This window comes from Marinobacterium sp. MBR-111 (assembly GCF_040547585.1).
GTDB lineage: Bacteria > Pseudomonadota > Gammaproteobacteria > Pseudomonadales > Balneatricaceae > Marinobacterium > Marinobacterium iners.
Genome location: NZ_JBEPQA010000003.1, coordinates 90599 through 113509, shown reverse-complemented (window position 1 = coordinate 113509; position 22911 = coordinate 90599). Strand labels below are relative to the sequence as shown.

General features: G+C 56.9%; 23 protein-coding genes. 15 read left to right on the top strand and 8 right to left on the bottom strand.

Annotated features, from left to right (window positions below; genetic code table 11):
* Nucleotides 1–69: 69 nt before the first annotated feature.
* Nucleotides 70–600 carry a hypothetical protein gene (locus ABIE61_RS03205; protein ID WP_091826848.1) on the top strand — a complete coding sequence of 177 codons (531 nt, stop codon included), beginning with the start codon at nucleotides 70–72 and terminating at the stop codon, nucleotides 598–600.
* 17 nt (nucleotides 601–617) lie between these two features.
* Here ABIE61_RS03205 and ABIE61_RS03200 read toward each other — a convergent pair whose 3' ends face one another.
* On the bottom strand, nucleotides 618–941 hold the full coding sequence (locus ABIE61_RS03200; RefSeq protein ID WP_354406670.1) for a DUF1820 family protein: 324 nt from the start codon (nucleotides 939–941) through the stop codon (nucleotides 618–620).
* Nucleotides 942–1116: 175 nt separating this feature from the next.
* Here ABIE61_RS03200 and miaB point away from each other — a divergent pair, with 175 nt between their 5' ends.
* From miaB to lnt, 5 genes are read left to right on the top strand one after another with little or no spacing between them, the layout of a single operon-like run.
* Entirely contained in the window at nucleotides 1117–2460 is a 1344-nt protein-coding gene (gene miaB / locus ABIE61_RS03195) for a tRNA (N6-isopentenyl adenosine(37)-C2)-methylthiotransferase MiaB (RefSeq protein WP_354406668.1), read from the top strand.
* Between the two features lie 20 nt (nucleotides 2461–2480).
* Nucleotides 2481–3470 carry a PhoH family protein gene (locus ABIE61_RS03190; RefSeq protein WP_354406665.1) on the top strand — a complete coding sequence of 330 codons (990 nt, stop codon included), beginning with the start codon at nucleotides 2481–2483 and terminating at the stop codon, nucleotides 3468–3470.
* Nucleotides 3467–3931, top strand: a complete 465-nt coding sequence (gene ybeY / locus ABIE61_RS03185; protein ID WP_354406662.1) for an rRNA maturation RNase YbeY — start codon at nucleotides 3467–3469, stop codon at nucleotides 3929–3931. Before ABIE61_RS03190 ends, ybeY begins: the two co-directional genes overlap by 4 nt.
* On the top strand, nucleotides 3928–4764 hold the full coding sequence (locus tag ABIE61_RS03180; protein ID WP_354406660.1) for a CorC family transporter: 837 nt from the start codon (nucleotides 3928–3930) through the stop codon (nucleotides 4762–4764). Before ybeY ends, ABIE61_RS03180 begins: the two co-directional genes overlap by 4 nt.
* 17 nt (nucleotides 4765–4781) lie before the next feature.
* A complete protein-coding gene (lnt, locus tag ABIE61_RS03175; protein WP_354406657.1) occupies nucleotides 4782–6293 on the top strand; it encodes an apolipoprotein N-acyltransferase in 1512 nt (503 codons plus the stop codon).
* Here lnt and ABIE61_RS03170 read toward each other — a convergent pair.
* A complete protein-coding gene (locus ABIE61_RS03170; RefSeq protein WP_091826842.1) occupies nucleotides 6228–6782 on the bottom strand; it encodes a zinc ribbon-containing protein in 555 nt (184 codons plus the stop codon). The genes lnt and ABIE61_RS03170 overlap by 66 nt on opposite strands.
* Before the next feature lie 249 nt (nucleotides 6783–7031).
* Here ABIE61_RS03170 and leuS point away from each other — a divergent pair, with 249 nt between their 5' ends.
* From leuS to ABIE61_RS03150, 4 genes are read left to right on the top strand one after another with little or no spacing between them, the layout of a single operon-like run.
* Nucleotides 7032–9620 carry a leucine--tRNA ligase gene (leuS, locus tag ABIE61_RS03165; protein WP_354406654.1) on the top strand — a complete coding sequence of 863 codons (2589 nt, stop codon included), beginning with the start codon at nucleotides 7032–7034 and terminating at the stop codon, nucleotides 9618–9620.
* A 12-nt stretch (nucleotides 9621–9632) separates the two neighbouring features.
* Nucleotides 9633–10136 (top strand): LPS-assembly lipoprotein LptE, encoded by a 504-nt coding sequence (locus ABIE61_RS03160; RefSeq protein ID WP_354406652.1) that lies wholly within the window; start codon nucleotides 9633–9635, stop codon nucleotides 10134–10136.
* Nucleotides 10133–11170: a DNA polymerase III subunit delta gene (gene holA, locus ABIE61_RS03155; RefSeq protein WP_354406649.1), complete on the top strand. Its 1038-nt coding sequence runs from the start codon at nucleotides 10133–10135 to the stop codon at nucleotides 11168–11170. Before ABIE61_RS03160 ends, holA begins: the two co-directional genes overlap by 4 nt.
* A 59-nt stretch (nucleotides 11171–11229) precedes the next feature.
* Nucleotides 11230–11574, top strand: coding sequence for a c-type cytochrome (locus ABIE61_RS03150; protein WP_354406647.1), 345 nt, complete (start codon nucleotides 11230–11232; stop codon nucleotides 11572–11574).
* Here the strand turns inward: ABIE61_RS03150 and trmL are convergent.
* The 4 genes from trmL to glnA all read right to left on the bottom strand — a co-directional run bounded on the left by trmL (nucleotide 11544) and on the right by glnA (nucleotide 16208).
* On the bottom strand, nucleotides 11544–12002 hold the full coding sequence (gene trmL, locus ABIE61_RS03145; RefSeq protein ID WP_354406644.1) for a tRNA (uridine(34)/cytosine(34)/5-carboxymethylaminomethyluridine(34)-2'-O)-methyltransferase TrmL: 459 nt from the start codon (nucleotides 12000–12002) through the stop codon (nucleotides 11544–11546). The two genes, ABIE61_RS03150 and trmL, sit on opposite strands and share 31 nt — an antisense overlap.
* Before the next feature lie 42 nt (nucleotides 12003–12044).
* Nucleotides 12045–13490 (bottom strand): nitrogen regulation protein NR(I), encoded by a 1446-nt coding sequence (gene ntrC / locus ABIE61_RS03140; protein WP_206836467.1) that lies wholly within the window; start codon nucleotides 13488–13490, stop codon nucleotides 12045–12047.
* Nucleotides 13459–14547 carry a nitrogen regulation protein NR(II) gene (gene glnL, locus ABIE61_RS03135; protein ID WP_206836470.1) on the bottom strand — a complete coding sequence of 363 codons (1089 nt, stop codon included), beginning with the start codon at nucleotides 14545–14547 and terminating at the stop codon, nucleotides 13459–13461. The genes ntrC and glnL overlap by 32 nt, the downstream gene beginning before the upstream one ends.
* Before the next feature lie 254 nt (nucleotides 14548–14801).
* Complete coding sequence (gene glnA, locus ABIE61_RS03130; RefSeq protein WP_206836473.1) at nucleotides 14802–16208, bottom strand: glutamate--ammonia ligase; 1407 nt, start codon at nucleotides 16206–16208, stop codon at nucleotides 14802–14804.
* Between the two features lie 355 nt (nucleotides 16209–16563).
* Between glnA and ABIE61_RS03125 the strand changes: the two genes are divergently transcribed.
* The 5 genes from ABIE61_RS03125 to ABIE61_RS03105 all read left to right on the top strand — a co-directional run bounded on the left by ABIE61_RS03125 (nucleotide 16564) and on the right by ABIE61_RS03105 (nucleotide 20239).
* Nucleotides 16564–16920, top strand: coding sequence for a hypothetical protein (locus tag ABIE61_RS03125; protein WP_354406639.1), 357 nt, complete (start codon nucleotides 16564–16566; stop codon nucleotides 16918–16920).
* A 94-nt stretch (nucleotides 16921–17014) separates the two neighbouring features.
* A complete protein-coding gene (gene typA / locus ABIE61_RS03120) occupies nucleotides 17015–18823 on the top strand; it encodes a translational GTPase TypA (protein ID WP_354406637.1) in 1809 nt (602 codons plus the stop codon).
* A 108-nt stretch (nucleotides 18824–18931) separates the two neighbouring features.
* Nucleotides 18932–19423: a YehS family protein gene (locus ABIE61_RS03115; RefSeq protein ID WP_354406635.1), complete on the top strand. Its 492-nt coding sequence runs from the start codon at nucleotides 18932–18934 to the stop codon at nucleotides 19421–19423.
* A gap of 181 nt (nucleotides 19424–19604) precedes the next feature.
* Nucleotides 19605–19796, top strand: a complete 192-nt coding sequence (locus ABIE61_RS03110) for a glutathionylspermidine synthase family protein (RefSeq protein WP_502915027.1) — start codon at nucleotides 19605–19607, stop codon at nucleotides 19794–19796.
* Nucleotides 19797–19813: 17 nt separating this feature from the next.
* On the top strand, nucleotides 19814–20239 hold the full coding sequence (locus ABIE61_RS03105; RefSeq protein WP_354406630.1) for a glutathionylspermidine synthase family protein: 426 nt from the start codon (nucleotides 19814–19816) through the stop codon (nucleotides 20237–20239).
* Between the two features lie 41 nt (nucleotides 20240–20280).
* Here the strand turns inward: ABIE61_RS03105 and ABIE61_RS03100 are convergent, their stop codons facing one another.
* Nucleotides 20281–21789, bottom strand: coding sequence for a surface lipoprotein assembly modifier (locus ABIE61_RS03100; RefSeq protein WP_354406629.1), 1509 nt, complete (start codon nucleotides 21787–21789; stop codon nucleotides 20281–20283).
* 151 nt (nucleotides 21790–21940) lie between these two features.
* Nucleotides 21941–22855 carry a Slam-dependent surface lipoprotein gene (locus tag ABIE61_RS03095; protein ID WP_354406627.1) on the bottom strand — a complete coding sequence of 305 codons (915 nt, stop codon included), beginning with the start codon at nucleotides 22853–22855 and terminating at the stop codon, nucleotides 21941–21943.
* Between the last annotated feature and the right edge of the window lie 56 nt (nucleotides 22856–22911).

Below are 22911 nucleotides of genomic sequence, written 5' to 3'. Positions count from 1 at the left end.
TTCAGATGTAAAGCTGCACTTTTGCCCACAGAATTAAAAATGAGGATCATCAACTCCATGGAGACCTGCATGACCATACCTTCAGCCCGTCAGGTGATTCGACTGGGCAGCCTGGCACTGACGGCAGCACTGCTCAGTGCCTGCGCCCAAAAGAAGCCTGAACCGGTTGCACAGCCCAAACCAGCCCCTGTGCTCAAGCCGGTATTGATGATCAGCGACCACCGTGCCGGTGGCAGCAGTGATGCACATATCAGCTTTATCAACGGTACGGACAAGACACTGCAGTACGTGATGTTCAAAACCACCGCCTTTACCCACAGCGGTCAACGTGTGAACTCGAAAAAAAGTGGTCGTCCCGACACATGGCTTCGTGTTGCCGGCCCCTTTGCGCCGGGCGAGCACAGTGGTGACAAAGTCTGGAAACAGGTCTGGCAGCACCGTGACCTGGGCTGTTTTCGGATTGAAGGTGCCGAGCTGATCTATGCCGAAGACCAGAGCGTGGAATACCATGCCACTGACCGTTTTGCCCTGCTCAACGGCAGCGAGCTGCGCAACAGCAACTGCGGCAACAACCTCACGGCCGAACGCACTGTACGCTAGGCACACTGACGCGACGATTATTTGTCACGTTTGGGAGGAGCCAAAGGGAAAGCCGCCACATTCCCTTTGGCCTCACTGATTCGCGCAACACCTTCGCTGCGAACCTCATCAATACGAATGATGGCCTGCATCGGCACATAGCAGGTATTTACGTCAGCAAACTCCTGCTTCAGTTTTTCTTCACTGGGATCGACCAGCAACTCTGAACGATTGCCGAAAACAAACTCTTCCAACTGAATGAACCCCCACATGTCGCTTTGATAGACATGTCGGACGTAAACCTCGTACACCTTGTCCTGATTGACGAAACTGACACGATAAAGACGTTCTTCACTGGCCATGGCCCGACTCACTCCGACATAAACTCCGTTGCTGCGGCGATTATGGGGGCAGCCCAAAGAAAAACAAGGCTGAGCATTTTTTGATCAGTTTGTAGCCGACAACGCCCCCCTTGGGTATAATTCGCGGTCCTCTTTCGAGGCCCTTTTTATTTTCACGACGCAACACAGGTGATTCATGGCCAAAAAGCTGTTTATCAAGACACATGGCTGTCAGATGAACGAATACGACTCCTCCCGCATGGCAGACTTGCTGGGCGAGAGCCACGCGCTGGAGTTGACGGACAATCCGGACGAAGCGGATGTCCTGCTGCTGAACACCTGCTCAATCCGTGAGAAGGCGCAGGACAAGGTGTTCCACCAGCTGGGGCGCTGGCGCAAACTGAAGCAGAACAAGCCTGACCTGATGATCGGTGTCGGTGGCTGTGTTGCATCTCAGGAAGGGTCCGCAATTCTGGAACGCGCGCCCTATGTCGACATGATTTTCGGACCGCAGACCCTGCACCGCCTGCCGGAAATGATTACCGAAAGCCGCAAGGGCAGTGTTGGTATCGTGGATGTCAGCTTCCCCGAGATCGAGAAATTTGACCACCTGCCTGCTCCCAAGGTGGAAGGCGCCGAAGCGTTTGTGTCCGTAATGGAAGGCTGCAGCAAGTACTGCACTTTCTGTGTGGTGCCTTACACCCGCGGCGAAGAGGTCAGTCGTCCGCTGGATGATGTCCTGGCTGAATGTGTCGAACTGGCGGAACAGGGCGTACGCGAAGTCAACCTGCTGGGTCAGAACGTGAACGCCTATCGCGGCGCTACCCATGACGGCGACAGCGCCGACCTGGCTGAGCTGATCCGCTGCGTGGCGGCCATCGACGGCATCGACCGCATCCGTTTCACCACCTCGCACCCGGTAGAGTTCAGCGACAGCCTGATCGATGTCTATGCTGAAGTACCCGAGCTGGTCAGTCACCTGCACCTGCCTGTACAGAGTGGCTCCGACCGTATTCTGATGGCCATGAAACGCGGTCACACGGTACTCGAGTACAAGTCCAAGCTGCGCCGCATCAAGAAATTGCGCCCGGACATCAGTTTCTCGTCCGACTTCATCATCGGCTTCCCCAACGAGACCGAGGCCGATTTTGAAGCCACCATGAACCTGATCGCCGAGATCGGCTTTGACGCCTCGTTCAGCTTTATCTACAGCCGACGCCCGGGCACTCCGGCCGCCGATCTGCCGGACAACGTGGACGAAGAAACCAAGAAGCAGCGTCTGAAGATCCTGCAGGACCGCATCACTGCGCAGGCGTTTCAGATCAGCCGACACATGGTGGGCACTACGCAACGCATTCTGGTCAACGGCTATTCCAAGAAAGACCCAGGGCAGTTGTCTGGCCGCACCGAGAACAACCGAGTGGTCAACTTCCGCTGTGACAACCCTGACCTGATCGGCCACTTTGCCGATGTACATATCGCTCAGGCCTACGCCAACTCCCTGCTGGGTGAGCTGGTCAGCTCCGAGCTTGATCACTGATTTTTCCCGAGGAGCATTTTTTGACCCCGACCCAATCCGTCACCCTGCTGCTGGAACCCAATAACCCGGCAGCCCTGCTGACCCTGTGTGGCCAGTTTGACGCTCACCTGAAACTGCTTGAAGAACGTACCGGTATCGAGATCCGCAACCGTGGCAACCGTTTTCAGCTGGTCGGTCAGCCGACACAGGTCAAGGCCCTTACCGCACTGTTGGAGCAGCTTTATCAACAGATTCTGGGCGGCGCCGATCTGTCTCCCGAACAGATCCATCTGCAACTGCAGGGCAGTGGCCTGGATCAGCCCAAGCGCGACAAGGCCGAAACTGAAGCGGAGAAACGCTACGCCATTCGTACCCGCAAGGTGTTGATCCGTCCGCGCGGTGGTAATCAGCAGGACTATGTGCAGCGCATCCGCACCCACGATATCAACTTCGGCATCGGCCCGGCCGGCACCGGCAAGACCTACCTGGCCGTGGCCTGTGCCGTGGAAGCACTGGAGCGTGAAGAAGTCAGTCGCATCCTGCTCGTGCGCCCGGCGGTCGAAGCCGGTGAAAAACTGGGTTTCCTGCCCGGCGACCTGAGCCAGAAGGTTGACCCCTATCTTCGACCGCTTTATGACGCGCTGTATGAGATGATGGGGTTCGAAAAGGTCGCCAAGCTGATCGAGCGCAACGTGATCGAGGTTGCACCACTGGCCTACATGCGCGGTCGTACCCTGAACGGTTCGTTCGTGATTCTGGACGAGGCTCAGAACACCACCCGGGAACAGATGAAAATGTTCCTGACCCGTATCGGCTTCGGTTCCACTGCGGTGATCACCGGCGACAAGACCCAGATCGACCTGCCCAAGGGCACCCGCTCGGGTCTGCTGCATGCGATGGAAGTACTGGATGGCGTAAAAGAGATCGGCTTTACCCATTTCGGTTCGAAGGATGTGGTACGCCATCCGCTGGTACAGCATATTGTTGAAGCCTATGAACGCTATGAGAGTGCACAGGAGCAGGACAATTGAGCACACAAGTTGATCTGCAAATTGCATGTGATGCACCCGACCTACCCTCCGAAGCCGACTTTGCACTCTGGGTGGAAACAGTTCTGAAGCAGCAGAAATCCGAAGGCGAAGTGTGCATTCGCGTGGTCAGCCCAGAGGAAAGTCGAGAGCTGAACCGTGACTACCGCGGCAAGGATGCGCCGACCAATGTCCTCTCGTTTCCGTTTGAAGTTCCACCCGGCATTCCGGTCACTCTACTGGGTGATTTGGTGATATGCGCCGAAGTGGTGGCCCAGGAGGCCGAAGAGCAACACAAGGCCCCGCAGGATCATTGGGCACACATGGTTGTGCACGGAACCTTGCATCTGCTCGGATTCGATCATATAAATGACGACGAAGCCGAGGAAATGGAGGCGCTGGAACGCGCCCTGCTGGCCCGGCTGGATATAGCCGACCCCTATGCATTCAGAGGACCCGTATGAGCGAAGACCGATCGAGCGGCACGTCAAAAAGCTGGCTGGAAAAACTGGCCCAGGCCTTTTCTGACGAGCCCCGCAGCCGAGAGGATGTCCGCGAAATCCTGCAGCAGGCCTGCGAATCCGGAATTCTGGACAACGATGCTCATGGCATCATCGAAGGTGCCATTCAGGTCACCGAAATGCAGGTGCGGGATGTGATGATTCCGCGCTCACAAATGACCATGGTGCAGGTCAACCAGACACCACGCGAGTTTTTGCCGGTGATCATCTCCAGCGCCCACTCCCGCTTTCCTGTCTGCGGCGAGAATCCCGACGAGGTGCTTGGCATTTTGCTGGCCAAAGACCTGCTGCCTTACATGCTTGAAGGGACGCTTGATCAGTTCGACATCCGCCAGTGCCTGCGCAAGGCCACATTCATCCCTGAAAGCAAGCGCCTCAATGTATTGCTCAACGAGTTCCGCGGCACCCGCAATCATATGGCGATCGTGGTGGACGAATATGGCGGCATTGCCGGGCTGATCACCATCGAGGATGTGCTGGAGCAGATTGTTGGCGAGATCGAAGACGAGCATGACGCCGAGGAAGATGACGGCAACATCAAACCGTTCGACGATAATGGCTACCTGGTCAAGGCACTGACGCCTATCGAGGATTTCAACGCCTATTTTGACGTCGGCTTCTCCGATGACGAATTTGACACCATTGGCGGCATAATCACTCAACACTTCGGACACCTGCCGGCCAAGGATGAAAGCATTGTCATCGAAGGTTTCAACTTCAAAGTGCTGTCGGCCGACAACCGACGCCTGCGCCTGTTGCAGGTTACCCGCACCTGAGCGTGAGCACTGACCGCATGGCTCGATCACTGACGACAGCCTTTACTGCACTGCTTGCAGGTGCCAGCATCACGCTGGCACTGGCGCCCTTTGACCTCAAACTGCTGGTCTTATTGGGTCCCGCCCTGCTTTACCTGATCCAGCGCCACCAGACACCCCGGCAATCCCTGTTCAGCGGCTACTGTTTTGGCCTGGGGTTCTGGGGTGCCGGAGTCTCCTGGGTCTATGTCAGCATCAACACCTACGGCAACGCTTCAGCCATACTGGCCACTGCGCTGACAGCGCTGTTCGTGATGGCACTGGCCCTGCTGTTTGCACTGCAGGGTTGGCTGTTTGCCCATTTGGCCCGAAACGCCGGACAGCGCTGGCTAATATTCACGGTTGTCTGGGTGGGATTCGAGTGGCTGCGCAGCTGGCTGCTGACGGGCTTCCCGTGGCTGTATCTGGGCTATGCCGTGCTGGACACCCCACTGGAGCGATGGGCACCCCTGTTTGGTATCTGGTGGCTGTCATTGATTCTGGTACTGCTGGCCACCGCCAGTGCCCGCGCTCTGGCAGATCGCAAATGGCTGCCACTGTTGCCGGGCGTGCTGCTGGCGGTCGGTTCCCTGCTGCTGCCTCAAAACTGGACCCAGCCAGCCGACTCTCCCGCACTGAAAGTCGTGCTGGTGCAACCCAACATACCGCAGTTGCAGAAATGGCAGCCGGACCAGCTGAGACGGATTCTGCAGCAACAGATGCAGCTCAGTCGCCAGCACCCTGATGCAGACCTGCTGATCTGGCCCGAGACTGCCATTCCTTCCACCTTCAATCGAGCAGCCCCCATACTGGGCCCGTTTCTGGATCAGCTTGATCACAATGGCGTCACCCTGATCAGCGGCTTTCCCTATGCCGAAGCCGACCCGAATAGCCCTTTCGGCCAGCGCTTTCACAACAGTCTGGGTATTTTCAGTAACGGCAGCGATCTATATCACAAGCAGCGGCTGGTCCCCTTTGGCGAATATGTACCGCTGGAGAAGCAGCTGCGTGGTGTGATCGATTTTTTCAACCTGCCCATGTCCAGCTTCAGCCTGCCTGAAGACAATACCGATACGCTGCAGCTGGATAACCTGCGCATTGCGCCGGCGATCTGCTATGAGATCGCCTACCCGCAACTGGTCAACCGCCTGGCCCGTGACAGCAGCCTGATGCTGACCGTATCCAACGACACCTGGTTTGGGCGCTCCATCGCGCCGGAACAACACCTGCAGATCGCCCGCATGCGGGCACTGGAAAACGGTCGCTGGCTGCTGCGCGGCACCAACAACGGCTATACAGCACTGATCGACCCCAGAGGCAAGGTCAGTGGACAGGCTCCGCTTGACAGCTCGACCACTCTCACCGGCGAGGTGCAACCGATGCAGGGCAATACGCCCTGGCAGCATTTTGGCCTCTGGCCTTTGCTGGCAGGGCTTGCAGGCCTGCTACTGCTGGGTTACTGGCGCCCAGGGCAGCGACACCCGCTCAAACACCACCGCACCACAGTGTGAACAGGCGGCAATTTTGTCGGTTGCCTTGAGCTGCTGAGACTCACCGCACTGCAGGCAGCGCAAAGTGCCCGGCGCACTGACTTCGCCTGCCAGATACTGATCTTCATCATGAGCCAGCTGTTCACGCAGCAGCTCATGCTGAACGCGAGTCTTGTCGGCCAGATCCAGCAGCGCCTGGCGCACCTTCTCTTCCAGCACCCCCAGATCGAAGTTCAGCCAAGCCGCAAGGCCATCACCGGTTTCATGCGCATAGTAACCAAGCTGCTTCAGATCACGCCGCAAATAGGCCTTCATCAGCTCGACTTCATCCCGGGTCATCTCTTCAGCAGCCAACTCCAGCTCTGCCGCTTCTTCGATCTGATCCTGCAGATAGTCCCAACTTACCTCACCGGCCTCATCAAGCCGCTGGCGCAAACGTTCCAGCACCCGATCATAGGCACGCGGTGCCTGATCCGAATGCTTTGGGGTTTTCTGTTCATGCTCGCTCATGGGCAACTCCTGTGTCAGCGGGCGGGGCCCGATTCTCGTGCCCCTTTTGCGTTCAGTATATCCCCGATTGCGGAAAAGCTCAGCGCTGCAGGTCAATCTCTGTGCTACAGCTCGCTGCCGACTTCTCCCCTGTTGACGACGAGGGGAATATTGTATGCTATGCCCCATTCAGCCTTTTGCGGCGCAGGCCCGGTGACGACCGGCCACACAGCGCAAATTCCCGTTATCAGTGAGTTGCAGCCAAGCATAATGAACGAACAATATACCCCCCAGGATATCGAGCCCAAGGTACAGCAGCATTGGGAACAACAGGACAGCTTCAAGGCGGACGAAAGTGCGCCGGGAGAGCCCTTCTACTGCCTTTCCATGTTCCCCTACCCCAGCGGCCGCCTGCACATGGGGCACGTTCGCAACTACACAATCGGTGATGTGGTTTCCCGCTACCAGCGCATGCAGGGACGCAACGTACTGCAGCCAATGGGCTGGGATGCGTTTGGTCTGCCGGCTGAGAATGCGGCAATGAAAAACAACGTACCACCGGCCAAGTGGACCTACGAAAACATCGACTACATGCGCCATCAGCTCAAGCAAATGGGCTTTGGCTATGACTGGTCACGCGAGCTGGCCACCTGCCATCCTGAATATTACCGTTGGGAGCAATGGTTCTTTACCCGACTGATGAAAAAGGGGCTGGTCTACAAGAAGGAAGCAGAGGTCAACTGGGATCCGGTTGATCAGACAGTTCTGGCCAATGAACAGGTAATCGATGGTCGTGGCTGGCGCTCCGGCGCGCTTGTCGAGCGGAAGAAGATCCCACAGTGGTTTCTGAAAATCACCGACTATGCTGACCAGTTGTTGGACGACCTGGACAAGCTCGATGGTTGGCCGGAACAGGTCAAGACCATGCAGCGCAACTGGATCGGCCGCTCGGAAGGGGTCGAACTCAGCTTCCAGGTGGACGGCTACGGCGAACTTGAAGTGTTCACCACCCGCCCAGACACCCTGATGGGCGTAACCTACGTAGCAGTTGCGGCCCAGCATCCATTGGCGTTGCAGGCCGCTGAAAACAATGCCGAGCTGGCTGCATTCGTCGAAGAGTGTCGCCACACCAAGGTTGCCGAAGCCGACATGGCAACCATGGAAAAGAAAGGCATGGCACTGGGAATTGAAGCAGTACACCCGCTGACCGGTGAAAAACTGCCGGTCTGGACAGCCAACTTCGTACTGATGGATTATGGTTCTGGTGCGGTGATGTCAGTACCAGGCCACGACCAGCGCGACTGGGAGTTTGCCCGTAAGTACGATCTGCCAATCAAGCAGGTCGTCGCACCGCTGAATGGCGATGTGATCGTAGACCTCGAAAAAGAAGCCTTTACCGACAAGGGCGTACTGGTTAACTCCGGCGATTTTGACGACCTGGAATTTGATGTTGCCTTCAAAGCGATCGCCCGAGAGCTGGAACGCAAAAACAAGGGCCGCACCACCATCAACTACCGCCTGCGTGACTGGGGTGTTTCACGCCAGCGTTACTGGGGTGCACCGATTCCCGTGATCAACTGCGACAGCTGCGGCGCCGTAGCGGTTCCGGAAAACCAGCTGCCGGTGCGCTTGCCGGAAGAGGTAGAATTCGATGGCACAGGCTCACCGATCAAGAAGATGCGCGACTTCATCGACACGACCTGCCCCAAGTGCGGCGGTCCTGCTGAACGTGAAACCGACACCTTCGATACCTTCATGGAGTCCAGCTGGTACTACGCCCGTTACGCCAGCATGAATCCTGATGCCATGCTTGACCCCAAGCAGGCCAATCATTGGCTGCCGGTGGATCAGTACATCGGCGGTATCGAACATGCCATTCTGCACCTGCTCTACTCGCGCTTCTTCCACAAACTGATGCGTGACGAAGGTCTGGTCGACTCAGACGAGCCATTCAAACGCCTGCTGTGTCAGGGCATGGTACTGGCCGACAGCTTCTACTATGAAAACGAAAAAGGCGGTCAGGTGTGGGTCTCCCCGGCTGACGTTACCACCGAGAAAGACGAAAAGGGCCGCGTGATTCGTGCCACCGACGCCGCAGGTCGAGAGCTTAACCATGACGGCATGTCGAAGATGTCCAAGTCCAAGAACAACGGCATCGATCCGCAGATCATGATCGACCGCTACGGTGCCGATACCGTGCGTCTGTTCATGATGTTTGCCGCGCCGCCGGAGCAATCGCTGGAATGGCTCGACTCGGGAGTAGAAGGGGCACACCGCTTTCTGCGCCGCCTCTGGAAGCAGGTGTATGACCATCTGCAGCAGGGTATCGCATGCCCGGCACTGGACATTGAAGCACTTGACGAAACGCAGCGCGACCTGCGTCGCAAGGTGCACGAAACCATCGCCAAGGTGAGCGATGACATGGAGCGACGCCAAACCTTCAACACGGCGATCGCCGCCGTTATGGAGTTGTCCAACGCCATCGGTCGCTTTGTGGATGTCAGCGAGCAGGGCCGCGCCGTGACCCGAGAGGCACTGGAAGCCGCCATCCGCCTGCTGTCGCCCATTGTGCCTCACATTACGCACCAGCTCTGGCTTGAACTGGGCCACACGGATGACCTGCTGCACACTCCTTGGCCCCAGGTGGATGCATCGGCGCTGACCCGCGCCAGCGTTGAACTGGTTGTGCAGGTCAACGGCAAGGTTCGCGCCAAGATTACCGTATCCGCCGATGCGGACGAAGACGTGATCCTGCACACCGCCCTGGCCAGCGAAAACGTACAGAAGCACCTTGAAGGCAAAACGATTCGCAAAAAAATCGTTGTGCCCGGCAAGCTGCTCAATATTGTTGTGGGCTGAACGGAGACTGCCATGACCATGCGCCTGACCCTGCCCCTGTTTGCTGTACTGATGAGCCTGACACTGAGTGCCTGCGGCTTCAAGTTGCGCGGCCTCTATGATGTACCGGAGGTACTGCGTCAGGTGCATCTGGTAACCGAGTCCACACCCAGTCAGATTGAGCCGGAACTGCGCTCGGCACTGGAGGTGAACCGGATTAGCCTTACGGAGTCGGGCCGCTACCAACTGGAAATACTGTCGGAACGGCATACTCGCCGTATCGCCACATTGACCGGTAACGCCGATGCGGCTGAATATGAACTGCGCTCGGAAATCCGTTTCCGGGTACTGGATCGTCAGCATGACAATGCGGTCGTAATGCCCGAACGCAGAATCATGAACGAACGTGTTTATCGCAACGAGCGCGACAACATTACTGCCAGCGGCTCACAGGAAATACTGATCAGACAGCAGATGCTGCAGGATCTTGCCCAGCAAGTGGTACGTCAGTATCTGCGCGTCAACACCGCGCAATGAAAACCCGTGCGGAACAGCTGAACGCTCAGCTGCAGCGACTTACATCCTCTCTACCGGTATTTATGGTCACCGGGGACGAGCCGCTGCAGCATGCTGAAAGCTGCGATGCCATTCGCGCCTGGCTGCGTCAGGCAGGCTTTACCGAACGTGACGTGATGCATGTGGATGCAGGCTTTTCCTGGGAGCGCCTGCTGGAAAGCGCCAACGCCCTTTCCCTGTTTGCCGACCGCAAGATCATCGAACTGCGCCTGGGTAGCCAGAAACTGGACAAACAGGCCAGTGCACTGCTGCAACGCTATCTTGATAATCCCGCCCCCGACAATGTGCTCTTGATTCAGGCCGACCGACTCGATGCCGGTGCAAAAAAAAGTGCCTGGTTCAAGCAGGTCGAAAAATCTGGGCTGGTAGTAGAGATCTGGCCAGTTGAGCCTGAACAGCTGCCGCAGTGGATGTCACAGCGAGCTGCCGCTCAAGGACTCCAGCTCAGTGGCGATGCACTGCAACTGTTGTGTGCACGAATAGAGGGCAATCTGCTGGCAGCCAAACAGGAACTGGACAAGCTCAACCTGCTTTACCCCAGCCAAACCATCGATGCCGAGCAAGTGGTTGAAGCCGTCGCTGACAGCTCCCGTTACGACATTTTTGCGCTCAGTGATGCTGTACTGATGCGCGACCCCGCACGCTGCCAGAAAATCCTGCAGGTCCTGCGTCAGGAAGGTATCGAGGCCACTCTGGTACTCTGGGCGCTTACCCGAGAAATTCGGACCCTGCTCAACCTGCAGCGCGGACTGGCCTCAGGCGTACCCTATGACACCCTGTGCCAGCGAGAGAAAATTTGGGGCAAGCGCAAGCCACTGATGCGCAAGGCCTGTCAACAGACGCCAGCGGCAAGACTGGAAGGCCTGCTGGTACTGAGCCATGATATTGATTTGGCGATCAAGGGCCAGCTCAACAGTTGCCCCTGGTTGCTGCTGTCCAGCCTCACACTCGAGCTTTCCGGCTGCCAGCTGGGCCTTCCACACCCGGTACACTGAACTGACAGACTCAGGCACGCCTGTTAGTATTCAACGACAGACTGGGTTGAGGAACTGGCATGAAGCTGTTGCGATACTTTGTATTACCGATCATTCCCCTGCTACTGACCGCCTGTGGAGAGACACCACCCGAGCGGATGAAGCAAGGGGATAAGCTCTATGCCTACTACTGCCAAAACTGTCACCAGAAAACCGGACTTGGCCCTTTTCTGGAACAGGTCCCACTCACTGAACGCTCATTGCAGAGACACGAGATTGTCCTGATGATCAAGCATGGCTACGATCAGGGGCACACTCACATGCCCACCTTCAGCCAACTCAGCGACCTGCAGGCCGATGCACTGGCAGAGTTTGTCATCGAGCGACGCAGGGCTCAGGCAAGAGCCCCCTCAAACCCCAACTGACGCCAGGCTTCGTACACCACGACAGCGCAGGCGTTGGACAGGTTCAGACTGCGACTGTCAGCCAGCATCGGCAGACGCAGGCCCGAGTACTGCTGAAGGACTTCGGCGGGAAGACCTCGGGTTTCAGGGCCGAACAACAGCAGATCACCGGGAGCAAAGTCGGCATCGGCATAACCACGCTTTGCCTTGGTCGTCAGCGCCCAAACTCGCCGAGGCCGAAGCACCTCCAGGCAGGACTGCAGATCATCATGCACCTGTACCCGGGCCCACTCATGGTAATCCAGCCCTGCCCGACGCAAACGTTTGTCGTCAAGATCAAACCCCAGTGGCCGGATCAAGTGAAGACGAAAGCCGGTGTTGGCACACAGGCGGATGATGTTCCCGGTATTCGGTGGAATTTCGGGTTGGTAAAGGGCCAGATCAAGCATCAGAGTCTCCGGTGGATCGGCCCACATTATACCGGCCAGCAGTTAATCGTCACCCTCTTCATCATTAAGACCGGAGGTATCCATCTGCAGCTCCTTGATCTTGCGCGTCAAGGTGTTGCGCCCCCAGCCCAGCAGACGAGCGGCATCACGTCGGCGACCAGCAGTGGCTCCCAACGCGGCGGTAATCATGACGTGCTCAAAGGCCGGCACAGCCTCCTGCAGGATACCTTCTGAGCCTCGTGCCAACTGCTGTTCGGCCCAGAGCCTCAATCCTTCCTGCCAGCTGCAACTGGTACCGGCCACCTTGGGATCATGTTGCTGCTGCTCCAGCAGCTCTGGCGGCAGATCAGAGACCAGCACCTCACGCCCGGATGCCATCACCGTCAGCCAGCGACAGGTATTTTCCAGCTGACGCACATTGCCGGGCCATGACAGATCACACATGAACTCGGCCGTTTCCGGTTTCAGTACCTTGGGTTCTACCGCCAGCTCTTCGGCCGAACTGGCCAGAAAGTGCCGTGCCAGGCGCGGAATGTCTTCGCGCCGCTCCGCCAGCCGCGGGATATGGATGCGGATAACATTGAGGCGGTGAAACAGGTCCTCACGGAAACGCCCGTCCCGTACCAGCTTCTCCAGATTCTGGTGGGTTGCAGCAATGATCCTGACATCCACTCGCACCGGTGTATGACCGCCAACCCGATAGAACTCGCCATCGGCCAGTACACGCAGCAGTCGAGTCTGGGTATCCGCCGGCATATCACCAATTTCGTCCAGAAACAGGGTGCCACCATCCGCCTGCTCAAAACGGCCGCGACGGCTCGCGGCGGCTCCGGTGAAGGCACCTTTCTCATGCCCGAACAGTTCGGACTCAATCAGGTCTCGCGGAATCGCCGCCATATTCAGTGGAATGAACGGCTTCTCTGCTCGCGGGCTGTGCTTATGCAGGGCATGAGCAACCAGCTCCTTGCCGGTGCCCGACTCACCGTTGATCAGCACCGTAATGTTTGAGTGCGCCAACCGCCCAATGGCACGGAACACCTCCTGCATGGCAGGCGCTTCACCGATAATTTCAGCCGCCTGCTCAGGCTGGGGTTGTGCCGTCTGCTCGCGCTGTTCCTGGGCATGTGCAACCGCACGTCGCACCAGTGAAAGTGCCTCATCCACGTCAAATGGTTTGGGCAGATACTCAAAGGCACCGCCCTGATAGGAGGCCACGGCACTGTCGAGATCCGAATGGGCTGTCATGATGATGATCGGCAGCTGCGGCATCACCTCGTGCAGATGCTGCAACAGCTTCAGCCCATCCATGCCCGGCATGCGCACGTCACTCAGAATGGCATCCGGGTGCTCGTCTTCCAGTCGCGCCAGCAGTGGCTGCGCCGAATCGAAGGCTTCGGTTTCGAAGCCAGCCGATGTCAGCGCCTTGTCGAGAACCCAGCGGATCGAGCGGTCGTCATCAACGATCCAGACCTTGGCTGCTTGTGTCATGACTCAACTCCAGTGGTATAAACAGGTTGAAGCGGGTCTGCCCCGGCTCCGACGTAAATTCGATCAGCCCCTTGTGCTGATTCATGATCGACTGGGCGATGGACAGGCCCAGACCAGACCCCTGCGCCCGGCTGCTGACCATGGGGTAAAAAATGGTATCGGCAATTTCGTCGGGTATTCCCGGACCGTTGTCGATTATCTCAAGTGAGCACACCAGCCGATGCCGCTCTGTGCCCAATGTAATCTGGCGCAGAGCTCGTGTACGCAGCATGACCTGAGGCGCCGTTGTGCCGGCTTCCTCCATCGCCTGTACCGCATTGCGGATGATATTCAGAACCGCTTGAATTAATTGGCCCCGAGCACCATCAAACTCGGGAATACTCGGATCATAGTCGCGCATCAGTTTGACGCGATTACCGGTTTCGGCCTTTACCAGACTGCAGACATGCTCAAGAATGGCGTGAATGTTCACCCGTTCAATCACCGGCAGTTTATGCGGCCCCAACAGGCGATCCACCAGGTGGCGCAGCCGATCCGCTTCTTCAATAATGATCTGGGTGTATTCATGCAACTCTTCCCGATCAAGCTCGCGGTCCAGCAACTGGGCAGCTCCACGGATGCCGCCAAGCGGATTCTTGATCTCATGCGCGAGCCCTCGTACCAATATCCGTGCACTGGCATGACGGGTGAGCAGTTCCTCTTCCCGTTCAATTCGCATCAATCGGTCACGGGCCTGTATCTCAAGCAGAATCCCTCCATCCGGTATCGGGTTGACGCTGTAATCAACGGTCAATTCCTGCCCGGTCTGAGTCACCAGCCGTGCTTCCCGCTTGCTGTAGGGGTGGCCGCTGCACAATGACTGGCGCAGGACATCCAGCTCCGCTTCACTGGACGATAGCCACTCTTCGATGGGACGATTCTTGAGCCGTCGTGCACTGGCTTCCAGCAACATTTCAGCGGCCGGATTCATGTACTGGATGCAAAGGGACTCGTTCAGTACCAATACCGAACTGGTCAGGTTATCCAGTATCTGCTTGTGTGACTGTGAACGGGACATCGGCTGCTCTCCTTCCTGACCCTTCCCATGCAAGAAAAGCGCCAGTTTTTTCTGAAATCCCAATCGCCCGGCATATGGGGCTTGAGGCCAAACCAAGGCCCTGCAGGTCAGCTATTGAAAATGGTATTACGCACCATAATAGTGCAAAGATTTAATCCGGTGCACTCTTGCACCGGAAATGCACAAGCCTGAATGCCGGAGACAAAAAAGGCCTCCCGAGGGAAGCCTTTTCAGTTTTACAACTCAGTGTCTAATTACACGGAGTAGTACAGGTCGAACTCGACCGGGTGAGTGGTCATGTTCACTTTAGCCACTTCTTCACGCTTCAGCTTGATGTACGCATCCAGCATGTCGTCGGTGAATACGCCGCCACGTGTCAGGAACTCACGGTCTTCTTCCAGAGCATCCAGCGCTTCGGTCAGAGAAGCGACAACAGTCGGGATCTCTTTTGCCTCTTCCGGCGGCAGGTCGTACAGATCCTTGTCAGCCGGATCGCCCGGGTGGATCTTGTTCTGGATACCGTCAAGGCCGGCCATCAGCAGCGCTGCAAAGCAGAGGTACGGGTTGGCAGCCGGATCAGGGAAGCGCGCTTCAACTCGACGCCCTTTCGGACTGGTGGTGTACGGAATACGCAGGGAAGCGGAACGGTTGCGGGCGGAGTAAGCCAGCATAACCGGTGCTTCGAAGCCCGGGACCAGACGCTTGTAGGAGTTGGTAGACGGGTTGCAGATAGCATTCAGCGCTTTAGCGTGCTTAACGATACCACCAATGTAGTACAGAGCGGTTTCGCTCAGACCACCGTAACCGTCACCTGCGAAGATGTTGGCACCGTCCTTGGACATGGACAGGTGAACATGCATGCCGGAACCGTTATCACCAACCAGCGGCTTGGGCATGAAGGTAGCGGTTTTGCCGTATGCATGCGCAACGTTGTGTACACAGTACTTCAGGATCTGAACTTCGTCTGCCTTGGCGACCAGGGTGTTGCCACGCACACCGATTTCACACTGACCGGCAGTCGCCACTTCGTGGTGGTGTACTTCGATGGTCAGGCCCATGGCTTCCATGGCATCGCACATCGCTGCACGCAGATCATGCAGGGAATCAATCGGCGGAACCGGGAAGTAACCGCCTTTGACGCGCGGACGGTGACCGGTGTTACCACCCTCGATCTTGTGGTTGGATGCCCATGATGCTTCTTCAGACTGGATGCTGTAACCGCAGCCACTGATGTCGGCGTGCCACTCAACACCGTCAAACACGAAGAATTCGGGTTCTGGGCCCAACATAGCGGAGTCGGCAATACCGGTAGACTTCAGATACTCTTCAGCGCGCTTGGCAACAGAACGCGGATCACGCTCATAACCCTGGCCAGTAGCCGGCTCGATGATGTCACAGCGTACGATAACGGTTGCATCTTCGGTAAAGGGATCCAGAACGGAAGCACTGTCATCCGGACGCAGGATCATGTCGGATTCCTGAATACCCTTCCAGCCGGCAATGGAAGAACCATCAAACATTTTGCCGTCTTCAAAGAAGTCATCACCCATGTCTGTGACAGGGATGGTCACGTGCTGTTCCTTGCCTTTGAAATCGGTGAAGCGCATGTCGATCCATTTTGCGCCGCTTTCTTTGATCAGATTCAGAGTCTTCTCTGACATTTGGCTATCCCCACTCGTTATTAAGTATTGCCAAAACAATACTTCTGTCATTACGGATCCGGAAACCGGTTTGCTATTACATAAGCAAAGGCTGTGCCATCTTGAAAATCATGCTAACCCACTGATTTTCTGTTTATCTCACATCCTTTGATAATACAGAAGGCACCAAAATCGTGCATGCCGGGAAATAATGACCCATTAAGGTGCATTAATGGTCGATTTTGGGGCCGTACTGGTAATCGGTAATCCATGATAGTGCAATCAGACCAGAAATGCTGTGCCTGAGGCAGGCTTCCCGACAGCTTTTTTTACCAGTAACCTGTGACGACGAGATGCTCAACCAACGGAGAGGAACATGGCTGCCAGGGAATTGATGATTGCCACACTGATGACCGCATTATTGAGCATCAGCACCGCTGCGACAGCCTCCACCGCCTCAGAGGAAAGCTACCGCAAGCGCTTCCCGGCCCAGTGGCTGGAACGTAACGGTGAGATCAGACTGGAAACAATCTGCTACAACTACCCCGATAGCAGCTATATGTATCGACTCTGCCGCGAGCAGGCCGCCCACACACTTCGAGCCCGCTGCAGTCGTTACCGTGCACTGACGGATACCTATAGCGGCGATACCCGATCGCACTATCTGCACATGGCTCAGAAATACTGCACCGCAAGCGAGCAGTATCAGTCTGAGGTCAATGGAAAAAAATAGACTGCTGTCACAGAATAATGATCACTCAGTGATCGCTTGTTTAACCTCCCTTCCGTATAATGTCGCGCTTTACACCATCACAGGGTACACACGCGTGATTGAAAACCTCCGAAATATTGCCATTATCGCCCACGTTGACCACGGCAAAACCACACTGGTCGACAAGCTGCTGCAGCAGTCAGGCACTCTGAACCGCCGCGATGAAAGCGCTGAGCGCATCATGGATTCCAATGACCAGGAGCGTGAGCGCGGTATCACCATTCTGGCCAAGAACACGGCCATTCGCTGGAACGACTATCGTATCAACATCGTTGACACCCCGGGACATGCGGACTTTGGTGGTGAGGTTGAACGTGTACTCTCCATGGTGGACTCGGTTCTGCTGCTGGTGGATGCGGTTGACGGCCCGATGCCGCAGACCCGCTTCGTAACTCAGAAAGCCTTTGCTCAGGGCCTGCACCCGATCGTGGTCATCAACAAGATCGACCGCCCGGGCGCACGTCCGGACTGGGTTATGGACCAGGTATTTGACCTGTTCGACAACCTGGGTGCCACCGACGAACAGCTCGACTTCCCGATCGTCTACGCTTCTGCCCTGAACGGCATTGCCGGCAATGACCCCGAAGAAATGGCCGACGACATGACGCCGCTGTTCGAAGCGATCGTCAAGCACGTGCACGCACCGCGTGTCGATGCCGACGGCCCGTTCCAGATGCAGATCTCCGCACTGGACTACAACAGCTATGTGGGTGTTATCGGTGTCGGCCGCGTGTCCCGTGGCCGGATCAAAACCAACACTCAGGTGAAGGTAATCGACAGCCACGCCAAGGTGCGAAACGGTCGTGTGCTCAAGATCATGGGCTACCATGGTCTGGAGCGTATTGAAGTTGATACGGCTCAGGCAGGTGACATCATCTGCGTGACCGGTCTGGATGAGCTGAACATCTCCGATACCCTCTGCGACCCGGAAGTGGTCGAAGCACTGCCGGCACTGTCGGTAGACGAGCCCACCGTATCCATGACCTTCCAGGTTAACGACTCTCCGTTTGCAGGCCAGGAAGGCAAGTTCGTCACCAGCCGTAACATCAAGGAGCGTCTGGATCGTGAACTGATTCATAACGTGGCCCTGCGTGTTGAGCCCGGTGATACCCCGGAAAAATTCCGTGTATCCGGTCGTGGTGAACTGCACCTGTCGGTACTGATCGAATCCATGCGCCGCGAAGGCTTCGAGCTGGGTGTATCACGCCCCGAAGTTATTCAGAAAGAAGTGAACGGCGAAATCCACGAGCCTTACGAAGTCGTGATGATCGACGTGGAAGAAGAGCACCAGGGCTCCATCATCGAAGAACTGGGCAAGCGTCGCGCCGACATGACCAACATGGAAGTGGACGGCAAGGGTCGTGTACGCCTGACCTTCATGATGCCGTCCCGCGGCCTGATCGGCTTCCGCAGCCAGTTCATGACCATGACTTCCGGCACCGGTATCATGACATCGGTCTTCGACCATTACGGCCCGGTCAAGGCCGGTGACGTGATCTCTCGTCACAACGGTGTACTGGTGTCCATGGTCACCGGCAAGGCACTGGGCTACGCCCTGTTCAACCTGCAGGAACGCGGCCGCCTGTTCATAGACCCGAACGTTGAGGTTTATGAAGGCATGGTGCTGGGTATCCACAGCCGCAACAATGACCTGGTGATCAACCCCACCAAGGGCAAGCAGCTGACCAACGTACGTGCGTCCGGTACCGATGAAAACATCGTTCTGACCCCGCCGATCAAATACTCACTGGAACAGGCTCTTGATTTCATCGAAGATGATGAGCTGGTCGAAGTGACTCCAGCAGCCATCCGCATCCGCAAGAAGCTGCTGAAAGAGAACGAGCGCAAGCGCAACAAGAAGTAACCACTTGACTGCGTAACATATGGAAAGGCCGGCGGAGCAATCCCCGGCCTTTTTGTTTGTCTGGCCCCATCTGCAAATCGATGATGGGGTACCCACAAAGGAATACCCGTGAACAACAACGATATAATGCGCCGCCTGCGCTACACTTTTGATCTCAAGGATTCGGCCATGGTCGAGATCTTTGCAGCTGCCGACCACCCCGTTACTCAGGAGCAGATCGTCAACTGGTTGCGAAAAGAGGATGACTCCGCGTACTGCGCAGCGACGGATACCGAACTGGCCATTTTCCTTAACGGCCTGATCAATATCCGCCGTGGTCGTCGCGAAGGCGAACAGCCTCAACCGGAAAAACGCCTGAGCAACAACATGGTATTCATGAAGCTGAAAATTGCCCTGAACATGACCTCGGATGATGTGCTGGATACCCTGCGGAGCGTTGAATTCCCTCTGAGCAAGCACGAACTGAGTGCTTTTTTCCGCAAACCTGACAACAAGCACTACCGGGAATGCAAGGACCAGATTCTGCGCAACTTTCTGATGGGCATACAGCGCAATGTCCATCCCGGCACGCGGTCTGGCGCACCAACACCGGCCCGCTAAGGTCTGCCGAACTGACACGCCAACAGGCGCCCAGGTCTTTACCCCTTTGCCTCGCGGTTTTATCATGGGCGCCCAAAACTTCTCCATCTCCTCAAGGGGTAGGGGTCCGGCCAGGCTGCTGGAAAACAATGCCGATACTCCTACCAGCCTGTAAGAGACCGGCTTCTAGCAATGGCTCTGGCTGGAACAGCAGGTGGATCGAGGCCTGGTCAACCATCGTGCCGACCAGTTCAACGCCCTGCAGGAACTGCTGATCGCCCGCTTCGCCGCACTCGGAGCCGCCTATCCCGACATGGACCTGCATGTCAGCTGCTGCCGCGATACGGTGGAAGACAGAGGCACGGTGCAATACGCGCCGAACAGGCCGGCCTGACCACCCGCTTCCTCCATGTGGATGACATCGGGCTGACCGCGAGCGGCGGTTTTGCCGACCTAGAGCACAGGCCGATCCAGTGGCTGTTCAAGCTCTACCCCTGGGAGTTCATGCAGCGTGAAGAGTATGGCCGCTTCGCTGCAGCCAGCGGTACCCGCTTCCTGGAGCCGCTGTGGAAAAGCATTCTGTCCAACAAGGCACTGCTGCCGCTGCTGTGGCAGCTGTTTCCCGGCCACCCCAACCTGCTGCCGGCCTTTTTTGAAGACGACCCGGCGGCCGCCGTGCTGAGCCATTACGTGCGCAAGCCGATCTTTTCCCGTGAAGGCGCCAATATCCAGATTATCCGCGATGGCCGGATAGAAGCGTCTGCCGCAGGGCCCTATGGCGCCGAAGGCTATATCCTGCAGCAGCATCACCCCTTGCCCCATATCATTCTGGATTGAACCGACTGTCCTGAGTCAGTCAGCCAGAGCCACTCTAAAGCTCAAAACCGCTTACGCAGCATCAGGCCGACTTCGCTTTGCTCAAAGTCGAAAGCCCAGTCCAGGTTGCTGCGGTTGATGCTATGGCGCAGCCGCAATTCCGGTGTCATTCCGGCCAGTTTCCAGCCGTTCAGACCGGCACTCAGGATATACACCTGCTGGCGGTCATGCCGGCGGTCACCCAAAAAGAAATCATGGGCATCATATCGGCTGACACGGTAAATGCCCATCGCGTTGATAAACGCCCCGGCAGCACCGGGAAAGGCATGGTAGATACCGCCACGCACCGCCCAGGCCTGACTGCTGGCCGCTTCCATGTCGTATTTCTGCCGCGTCAGGGTCAGGCCACCATAAAGACTGGTCGTGGCTTGGGGCATATAACTGGCGGTCAGGCCCCACTCATACTGGTCGTAATCGTCACCTGTCAATTGCCCCCTGGAGGTGTAAGCATAGCGCTTGGCATCCAGCCGGGTGCTGAGCTGCCAGCGCGGATTCAACGTGTGCCGCCATTCCAGCTCCATGCCTTTGGCCAGATACTGGGTATGGCGGTTGCGATAGCTGTGCTCAAGATAGGGCGTCAACGACAGGCGGTCGTTGGCATCCAGATATTCATACCCCGCCTGCAACAGAAGCAGGTTTTGGCTGTAGTCTTGGAGGCTGGCCGTCTGCGAAGGGTTGGTGCGACGGTAATAGTTACCATAGCTGACCGGACTAAGGTGCAAGTTATGATTGCCGAAAAGATTGTACCGCCGCTGTGCCGAGAGTTCGTATTTGAGCACGCTTGAGCCTACGGCTTCCGGCATTCTACGCTCAAACAGACACAAGCCGGCAAAAGCACTCAAGCAGGAATAATGGCCGTTGCCCTGGTTGATATTGTCGTTATAGCCCGCTCCCAGGGCCAGGCTACCGTGCCAGTCAGCCCGAATATCCAGCGCCTGCTGATATTGCTGCACCAGCATACGGGCATGCTCGGGCAGGCCTGCCCCCAGTATCTCGGTAAAACCTTCGCGCGCTCTTGCATCCTGATAGTCTTCAAACCAGAGCCGCGCCAGCTCCAGGCGAATACGGGGGTCCCGGGGTTCCAGCGCCTGGGCGCTTTCCATTTGTTGCAGAGCTTCAGGGTAATCGCCTTGATAGCGTGCCAGCAGGCTGTTGGCCATGGCGACCAGTGCCGCACGGTGTCCCGGCAAGCGCTGATAGCGGGCAATAAAATCGGGCAGCAGTGTCCACTGGTTGCTGTTGATGGCCATGTAAATGGCCGGTTGCAGCGCCTGCAGACTGTCATCAACCCTATAGCTGCGGCCCTCATACATCAGGGTGCCCGGAGGTGGTGCCAGCACCGTTTCGGCCTGTGCGCGCTGTTCGGCGGCACGCTGGCCCTGGTCACGCAAAAAGCGGGTATCGTCGCTATCGGCCCGGGCCGCCGGAATAGCCAATCCCGCCAATAACAGCCAGCCAACTGTGCGACGCCAGCCCCCGCGGGGGCGATGACGAAAAATACACCTGTGCATAGAACTCTTCCGAAGTGCGTTAACGCTGAAGTAGAATGGGGCCAGCGAGCCGGCCCCATGTTGGTGCGGTTGGTCAACCGAGCGAGGGCTCACCCGGTATCGCCGCCTTGACGCTCTTCACTGGTGGCACCCAGTGAAGAGTGGTCAGGCATTAAGGCGTGATGGTGCCGCCGGTTTTGCTGCCGCCAAAGGCAACGTGATCGGCTTTACTGCTGCCGCCGGTGTAAATACCCGCCAGGGCCTCGGCGCCGTTGTAGAACTGACCTTTAATATTGTTGGCACCAGTTTGATTATCAAAAGTGCCGTCATTCTTGATCGTAGTACCGGCAAAACTTACCGAATCACTGCCACGAGTAATAGAGCCGGTCAGGGAATTTGTACCTGAACCAAAGTTCGCCGTCAGGGTACCGGTATACAGCTCATGAGCACCCGGCAGGTTGGTGCCTTCGCCGGTTTGCTGGATGCCGATTACGCCATAGGTCACATTCAGCATGTCCGGTGTATCGGTAACGGCATTATCTCCCACATACCAGACGGTACGGTCGATGCTGGCCATATTCAGGTCGGTGCTGTCCAGCGGCGGTGTGCCGGCTGCGCGGGGTGCCCACTCGCCAAAATAAACACCACTGCCCACCGCCAGCGGAGTGCCTGTGCTATCGGCCACCTGGCCGATAACCAAACCGCCAAACTGGGGTGCAAAGGACAGGGTGGTGATCTGACGCACGCTATTAATGGCAAAATCGGCACCCGTGCTTGAGTCGGTGTCACTCCACACCTGGGCCACATTGATCGGCAGATTGGGCATACCCATATCACCCGGTGTCATAATGGCACCGTTACCATGGTCGGCAATGGCATTGTTAGAGCCATAAACAGGGCCACCGGCAATATCAATAGCACTGCCATAATTGTTGAGTTCCAGGCCCGAGTAGCCATCACCAAACTTCGCATGGTCAGATGCATACGTCTTAACCAGGGTGGAAGAACTGTCTCCATCAACGGCAGCCATTACAGCATTGCTACCCACTACAGCCATTACGGCCAAAGCCAACATCGACTTTTTCATTTCATTTGCCTCTTTTCAGGTTGGTTAATGCGCCTGTTTTTACAAAAACAGGCAAA